The 6,962-nt window shown below is 70.5% G+C and carries 8 protein-coding genes; 2 read left to right on the forward strand and 6 right to left on the reverse strand.

All coding sequences use genetic code 11. From position 1 onward, the window contains the following. Positions 1-409: 409 nt before the first annotated feature. From QSK30_RS33765 to QSK30_RS33775, 3 genes are read right to left on the reverse strand one after another with little or no spacing between them, the layout of a single operon-like run. Positions 410-958, reverse strand: a complete 549-nt coding sequence (locus QSK30_RS33765) for a DNA-3-methyladenine glycosylase I (RefSeq protein WP_285509249.1) — start codon at positions 956-958, stop codon at positions 410-412. Continuing rightward, complete coding sequence (locus QSK30_RS33770) at positions 955-1,398, reverse strand: SRPBCC family protein (protein ID WP_285509251.1); 444 nt, start codon at positions 1,396-1,398, stop codon at positions 955-957. Before QSK30_RS33770 ends, QSK30_RS33765 begins: the two co-directional genes overlap by 4 nt. Continuing rightward, positions 1,395-1,706, reverse strand: coding sequence for a DivIVA domain-containing protein (locus tag QSK30_RS33775; RefSeq protein WP_285509253.1), 312 nt, complete (start codon positions 1,704-1,706; stop codon positions 1,395-1,397). Before QSK30_RS33775 ends, QSK30_RS33770 begins: the two co-directional genes overlap by 4 nt. 122 nt (positions 1,707-1,828) lie before the next feature. On the opposite strand from QSK30_RS33775, the gene QSK30_RS33780 reads away from it, so the two are divergent. After that, entirely contained in the window at positions 1,829-2,296 is a 468-nt protein-coding gene (locus tag QSK30_RS33780; protein ID WP_285509255.1) for a GNAT family N-acetyltransferase, read from the forward strand. A 12-nt stretch (positions 2,297-2,308) separates the two neighbouring features. Here the strand turns inward: QSK30_RS33780 and QSK30_RS33785 are convergent, their stop codons facing one another. From QSK30_RS33785 to folP, 3 genes are all read right to left on the reverse strand, one after another. Next, positions 2,309-3,895 carry a restriction endonuclease gene (locus QSK30_RS33785; protein WP_285509257.1) on the reverse strand — a complete coding sequence of 529 codons (1,587 nt, stop codon included), beginning with the start codon at positions 3,893-3,895 and terminating at the stop codon, positions 2,309-2,311. Between the two features lie 105 nt (positions 3,896-4,000). Next, positions 4,001-4,861 (reverse strand): glucosyl-3-phosphoglycerate synthase, encoded by an 861-nt coding sequence (locus QSK30_RS33790; protein WP_285509259.1) that lies wholly within the window; start codon positions 4,859-4,861, stop codon positions 4,001-4,003. A gap of 38 nt (positions 4,862-4,899) precedes the next feature. After that, positions 4,900-5,769: a dihydropteroate synthase gene (gene folP, locus QSK30_RS33795; RefSeq protein ID WP_285509261.1), complete on the reverse strand. Its 870-nt coding sequence runs from the start codon at positions 5,767-5,769 to the stop codon at positions 4,900-4,902. Positions 5,770-5,848: 79 nt separating this feature from the next. On the opposite strand from folP, the gene QSK30_RS33800 reads away from it, so the two are divergent. Next, positions 5,849-6,520 (forward strand): lysophospholipid acyltransferase family protein, encoded by a 672-nt coding sequence (locus tag QSK30_RS33800; protein ID WP_285509263.1) that lies wholly within the window; start codon positions 5,849-5,851, stop codon positions 6,518-6,520. Positions 6,521-6,962: the final 442 nt, after the last annotated feature.

Raw genomic sequence — 6,962 nt, forward strand, 5'->3', positions numbered from 1 at the left:
CACACGGCCCGCCCAACCCACACGGCCCGCCCAACCCACACGGCCCGCCCAACCCACACGGCCCGCCCAACCCACACGGCCCGCCCAACCCACACGGCCCGCCCAACCCACACGGCCCGCCCAACCCACACGGCCCGCCCAACCCAGGGGGACCATCCCCGACGCCATTCTACCGGCGGGGGTACGGGAAACGGTCGGTGTGGATCTTGCCTGTGGACAACTCTGTCCCCCGGTCGGGGGAAATCGAAGAGCGACGCGGCTGGGCGGACGGGGTCTAGGTGAGGTCCACGCACGGCAGACGGGAGACACGCCGAGCAGAGGCACGGCACGGCAGGCAGGCGGGCAGGCGGCTGGGGTTAGCAGGCAGGCAGGGCAAGCAGGTAGTGGGCCAGACCAGCGAGCAGCCGGGTCAGGTCGCGCGCCAGCAGGTGGCGATGTGGTCGTCGACCATGCCGGTGGCCTGCATCAGGGCGTAGCACGTGGTCGGGCCGACGAAGCTGAACCTGCGGCGCTTCAACTCCTTGGCCATGGCCTTGGACTCCGGGGTCACCGCGGGGACATCCGCCATCGTCGCGGGTCGGACCCGTGGGCCGGTCGGGGCGAAGGACCACAGCAGGTCGTCGAGCGGGACGTCGAGTTCCTCAATGGCCCGGGCGTTGGCGATAGTCGCGTTGATCTTGGCGCGGTTGCGGACGATGCCCGCGTCGGCCATCAGCCGCTCGACGTCCGTCGCGTCGAACGCGGCGACCTTAGCCGGGATGAACCCCGCGAACGCCGCGCGGAAAGCTTCGCGTTTGCGCAAGATGGTGATCCACGACAGTCCGGACTGGAACGCCTCTAGCGACACCCGCTCGTAGAGCTCGTTCTGCCCTCTTAGCGGAACGCCCCACTCTTCGTCGTGGTACGCGGCGTAGTCGGGGGTGCTGTCGCCCCATGCGCAGCGGACGAGCTCGGTCATGCACGCGCCTCGACATAAGCGGCGAACTTGCGCAACGACTGCCGGACGCCCAACCGGAACGCGGGGCCGACGACGAGCCACCCCAGGTCGCCGAGCTTGCCCAGCGGTGGTCGCAGGTCTTCCTGCCAGACGAACGTCGACCCATCGGCGCCGCGGTCGAGGATCTCGAACAGACCCGTGCCGCGCACCACCCGCCCCGTGTGGGTGACCTCGCAGCGGTGCGGCGGGTCCCAGGTGGTGATCTCCATGTGGTCGGTGAACCCGATCTTGCCCAGCCCGGTGAACGCGGCCAGCGTCGAGCCGACCCCGTGGCCGTCGCCGCGGGTGACGCGCACCTGGGTGCCCAGCATCCACTCGCCCTGGGTCGTCCAGTCGGTGAGCGCGGCCCAGGTCGCCGCGGCCGGGGCGGCGACCTCGACGCGTTCGGTGACGTGGATCACCGCGGGTCGTCGACCGGGGCCTTGGCGCCCTCGAGTTCGGCCACCCGGGCGCGCAGCTGGTCGATCTCGGCGCCGAGCTTGCCCAGCACCCAGTCGACCTCGGTCATCCGGTAGCCGCGCACGACGAGCTGGAACCGCACGTCGCGCACGTCGTCACCGGTCGCGCCGGTCGCGGGCAGCCGGGTCGGGGAGGCACCGGGGGGCAGCGCGGGCAGCTCCTCGCCGCGGCCGAACAGCACCGAGGCGAGCAGGAACACCACGGCGGCCACGAGCGCCATGACGACGAGGTAGATGAGGACGGTGGTCACCGCCAGATCGTGTCACGCCCGACCCGTCCGGCGCAGCGCCCGGAACCGAGAAAAACCCGGCCCGGGGAACTCCGCGCGAAAAGTCCTTGTCCGGTGGGTCGGGTTCCGGGGAGCCTGCGGTCATGGTCTTGCCGCACATCCGCCGCGCCACCCCCGACGACTGGGCGGACGTGCGCGCGATCCGCCTGCTCGCGCTGGCCGAGGCGCCGTACGCGTTCGCGTCGAACCTGGCGGCTGAGGAGCCGCTGCCCGCCGGGCACTGGCAGGAGTGGCCCGCGAAGCACGCGGTCTTCCTGGCCTGGTCGGACGCCCACCCGGTGGCCATCGCGGTGGGGATCCCGGGGGACGCGGTCGAGCTGATCTCGGTGTGGACGCACCCCAGCACCCGCGGCACCGGCCTGGCCACGGCCATGATCACCACCGTGGTCGAGTGGGCCGAGGGCTCGACCCGGATCAACGCCTGGGCGGTGGAGAACAACCCGCGGGCCCTGCGCTTCTACGAGCGGCTCGGCTTCACGCGCACCGGGGAGACGATGGCCTACCCGAACGACCCGACCCTGACCGAGTACCAGCTCTCCCTGTTCCTCTGACCCGGCGTCGCGCTAGTCCCGGCGGTTGCGGGTCTTGGGCGGCATGACGATCCGGGCGTCGATCCCCACCTGCTGGCACAGGCCGAGCAGCGTGGTGCCGTCGTAGAGCTGCAGCGGCTTGCCGTTGGCGAACTCGTGGCTGGACGGGCCGAACCCGCTGGTCGTGATCAGGATCCCCTTGGTCGCGCCCTGGTCGTGCACGACACCGAACAGGTCGCGGACCGCGGACGGCGGCACGGTCCTGGTGTACTGCTTCACCTGGATCACGTACTTGCCGCCGCGGATCGGGGTCGGGTCGTAGGCGATGCAGTCGATGCCGCCGTCGCCGCTGGCCTGGAACAGCTTGGTGTCGAACCCCAGCCGGTTGAACAGGTTCTGGGTGAAGTGCTCGAAGTCCTTGGGGCTCAGGTCCATCAGGTTGGGCCTGCGGTCCAGGGAGCTGATCACGTCCTGCGGGTCGACGATGCGCGGGTCGGCCATGTCGAAGTCCAGGAACGGCTCCACCGGGGTCAGTGCCTCGGGGTGGTCGGACACCTCGGCGGCGAAGTGCTTGCGGACGCAGTCGACCGGATTCACCCTGCTCAGCACGACCCCGTCGAACAGCTCGCGGGTGGCCCGCAGGGTGATCAGGCAGGGTCGGATCTGCTGACCGGTCGCGGGGTCGATCTTGTCGATCATCCCGTTGAACACGACCGTGTTGACCAGGCCGCCGGGGTCGGCGGCGTAGGCGAGGTGCAGCGCCTGCAACGCCAGCTGCGCCACCACGCTCTGGTAGGTCTTGCGGATCTCGTCGGCGGGCCGGGTCTTGCGGACCTCGATGGCGTTGCGGGTCTTGACGAAGTGGTACTCCTTCTCGACCGGCACGACCGACAGGTCGGGGACGTCCCATTCGATGAGCAGCAACGTGGACTCGGGCACGTAGGCGGCCCGGCGCGGGGCCGGGAAGCCGTCGGGGACGACCACCGTGTCGATGATCCGCTGGTAGTAGTCGGTGACCGCGTGCCGGTCGGCGTCGAGGACCTGGGCCCGGAACTGGTCGACCTCGGCGTGCTGGGCCGCGACCCGCTGCCGCGCGATCTCGACCTCGGCGGCGTGCCGCGCACGGGCGACTTCGACCCGGTGCTGCCGGGCGGCCTCGGCGACACCGTGCTCGTGTCCCGCCCGTTGGTACGCCTGCTGCGCCGCCGCGAGCTGCTGCTCGTGCCTGCGGGCCCCGCCGAACGCCCGACTGATCGCGCCCGGCGCCGAGGGCGCGTACTGCTCCCATCGCGGGGCCGGGGCCGGGCTGGCGTCCACCCCCAGGTCGAGCACGGCCAGGTCAGTGGGGACCTTCAGGGCTTCGAAGTCCAGCGGCCCGACCTGCGAGGCCAGCGCCCGGGCGACGATGCCGGTCAACTCGAGGACCCGCGCGTCCACGGCGGCCGTCCGCTCGGCGGCCAGCTCGACCTGGCGCGCCAGCTCGGCCTCCCGCTGCTGCCGCTCCTCGACCTTGCGCTGCTGCTCGGCCTCGCGGGCGGCCAGCTTGCGCTGCTGCTCTTCCCACCGCAGCCGCTGCTGCGCCTGCTTCGCGGCCTGTCCTGGCGACCGTCGCTGAGCCATCCCGCCCCCTGGGCTCGACCATTCGATCAAGACCCAAAGTAGCCGACCGCATGCGCCCTGTGGCCGACGAGGTCGGCGAACCGCGCGCCGGTGGCCGATAGCCGCTCAGGCGTCGGGATCGGCGACCAGGAGCGAGGCCAGCGGCGGGCGGTCGGCGACCAGGACCGGGATGTGGGTGGGCAGCCATTCGCCTGCCACCTGGGTGAACTGGGTCAGGTCGGCGGACGCGGTGGGGACGCCGCAGCGCTCCAGGGCGGTGCCGAGGATCTGCCGGGACATGACGCCCAACTGGAGCAGAGAACGGTTGCGGTGCTTGCGGACGCCGAGGTTGACCTGCGCCAGGCCCGCCAGGCCGTAGCGGGTGTGGGCGTCGAGCAGCAGGCCGATCTCGACGCCGTACCCGGCGGCGAAGGGGACCGAGGTCAGGAAGTCGCGCGTGGCCGCGTACTCGCCACCCAGGGGTTGGATCACCGGGGAGAGCTCCGGGCGCAGCGCGGAGAGGACCGGGCGGGCCAACAACTCGGTCACCCGGCCCCCACCCGTGCCGTTCTCGGCGGACTCCAGGCGGAGGGGGCGCCGGTAGAAGCCCTTGACCAGGTGAACGTCGTCGACGCTGAGCAACGGGCCGAGCAAAGAGGGCACGAAAGCGGGATCGGGGTCCACCAGGTCGGAGTCGAGGAACACCACCAGGTCACCGGTGGTCACCGCGAGCGAGCGCCACAGCACCTCGCCCTTGCCCGGACGGGGTTCGAGCTGGGGCAACGCCTCGTCCCGGTGGACCACCCGGGCCCCGGCCGCCGAGGCGACCTCGGCGGTCCGGTCGGTGGAGCCGGAGTCGATCACCACGAGCTCGTCGACCAGCCCACCCAGCATCGGCCGCACCGACGCCACCACAGCGCCGACGGTGGCCTCCTCGTCCAGCGCGGGCAACACCACGCTGACCGTGCGGCCGCGCTTGCGCGCCACCAGGTCCGACACTGTCCACTCAGGACTTTGCCAGGTCCTCACGCCAGCGCCCGCAGGACGCGAGCGGGTGGGCGGGTGCCCGCGATGCTCGCGACCATGTCCACCACCTGCCGGGTCCGGCGGACCTGGTGCGCCCGGAAGACCCGGGCCCCGGACCACGCCGAGACCGCCGTGGCCGCCAGCGTCCCGTCGACCCGGTCGTCCAGCTCGACGTCGAGGGTCTCGCCGATGAAGTCCTTGTTGGACAGCGCCATCAGCACCGGCCACCCGGTCCCGACCAGCTCGTCGAGCCTGCGCAGGAGTTCCAGTCCGTGCCAGGTGTTCTTGCCGAAGTCGTGCGTCGGATCGATCAGCACGCCCTCGCGCGGGACCCCGAGCGCGACCATCCGCTCTGCCCGGGCGACCAGCTCGATGACGACCTCGGCGACGACATCGGTGTACCGAACCCGGTGCGGGTCGGTGCGCGGCGCGGCACCGCCGGTGTGCGAGCAGACGATGCCCACCCCGAACTCCGCCGCGACCTCGGCCAGCCTCGGGTCGGCCCCGGCCCAGGTGTCGTTGATCAGGTCGCAGCCCGCCTCGCACACCGCCCGACCGACCTCGTGCCGCCAGGTGTCGACGCTGATGACCAGCCCCGGGTGGCGCTCGCGCACCTGGGCGACGAACGGCACCACCCGACGCGCCTCCTCGGCGGCGTCCACCGGTTCACCGTGCGACCCGGCCCGGACCCCGCCGATGTCGACGATGTCGGCCCCCTCGGCCACCGCCCGGTCGACCGCGTCGAGGGCCGCGCCCGCGTCGAAGGTGGCACCCCGGTCGTAGAAGGAATCCCTGGTCCGGTTGACGATCGCCATCACCAGGGCACGATCCTGCGCCACCTGGCGCCCACCGAACCGCAGAGTACTCACGGCTCCCGATGGTGCCATGCGAGCGCGCCGTCCCCCCAGCCCGCCGGCTACAGTGGGCCCAGACCTAGGAGGCCCCGACGTGTTCTACCGCGCGCTGCGTGTCGTGCTGTCTTTCCTGGCCAAGATGTACCTGCGACCAGTCGTCGAGGGCGCTGACCGGGTACCGACCAGGGGTCCGGTGATCCTGGCGATCAACCACCTGGCGGTCATCGACAGCTTCGTGGTCCCGATGATGGTCCCCCGCAAGGTCGCCTTCCTCGCCAAGGCCGAGTACTTCGCGGGCGGCTCCCCCCGCAAGCGCATGGTCGGCATCCTCTTCCGCGCCCTGGGCGCGATCCCGGTGGAACGCGACAACAGCCGCGCCGCACTGGCCTCACTGGAGGTGGCGGGCGAGATCCTGGACAAGGGCCAGGCCTTCGCCATCCACCCGGAGGGCACCAGGTCACTCAACGGCAAGCTCCACCGGGGCAGGACCGGAGTGGCCCAGTTGGCCTTGGAGCACAAGGCACTGGTGGTACCGGTCGCCCTGATCGGCACCGACAAGGTCCAACCGGCAGGCAAGAAGTTCCCCAGGCCACACCGGATCACCGTCAAGTTCGGCACCCCCCTGGACTTCACCAGGTACGACGGCATGGCCAACTCACTACCCATCCGCCGCGCGGTAACCGACGAGATCATGTACGCCATCATGGAACTCTCCGGCCAGGAATACGTGGACACCTACCACAAGCGCCCCAGCGAAGCCGCATAACGAGCTGGCACACCCCACCGGCAATCGCAGCACCGCTCACTACCCGATTCCCGGCTCCCAATTCTAAATCCCTTCAAGCTTTTCAAGCCAACAAAGCAGCACCCGGCCACCCCAAACTCCCCACTGACCAGCATCCCCCCTGCATTCCATACGCAGCCAAAACACGGCCTGTGATTGTTTGTCAAGGTACTCTTTCCCGCCTTGACAAACAATCACAGGCCGTAGTGATAATTGGCGTAGGGGATTCAGGGGCTCACGGGTGGCTACACTCCACAGGCAGCACGCACGCCCCTCGGGCAGCACATACACATGGGCTGCCCGAGGAAAAGATGGGGGCTCGATCTAGTGAACTCACTTCGTGCGGGGCCCCTAGAGCACCGCGGTGGAGAGAAAAGGGCAGGGTAAGGGCATCCCCACCCACGGCAAGTTTAGCGGCACTCTC

This window comes from Actinokineospora sp. NBRC 105648 (genome assembly GCF_030269645.1).
Taxonomy (GTDB): domain Bacteria; phylum Actinomycetota; class Actinomycetes; order Mycobacteriales; family Pseudonocardiaceae; genus Actinokineospora.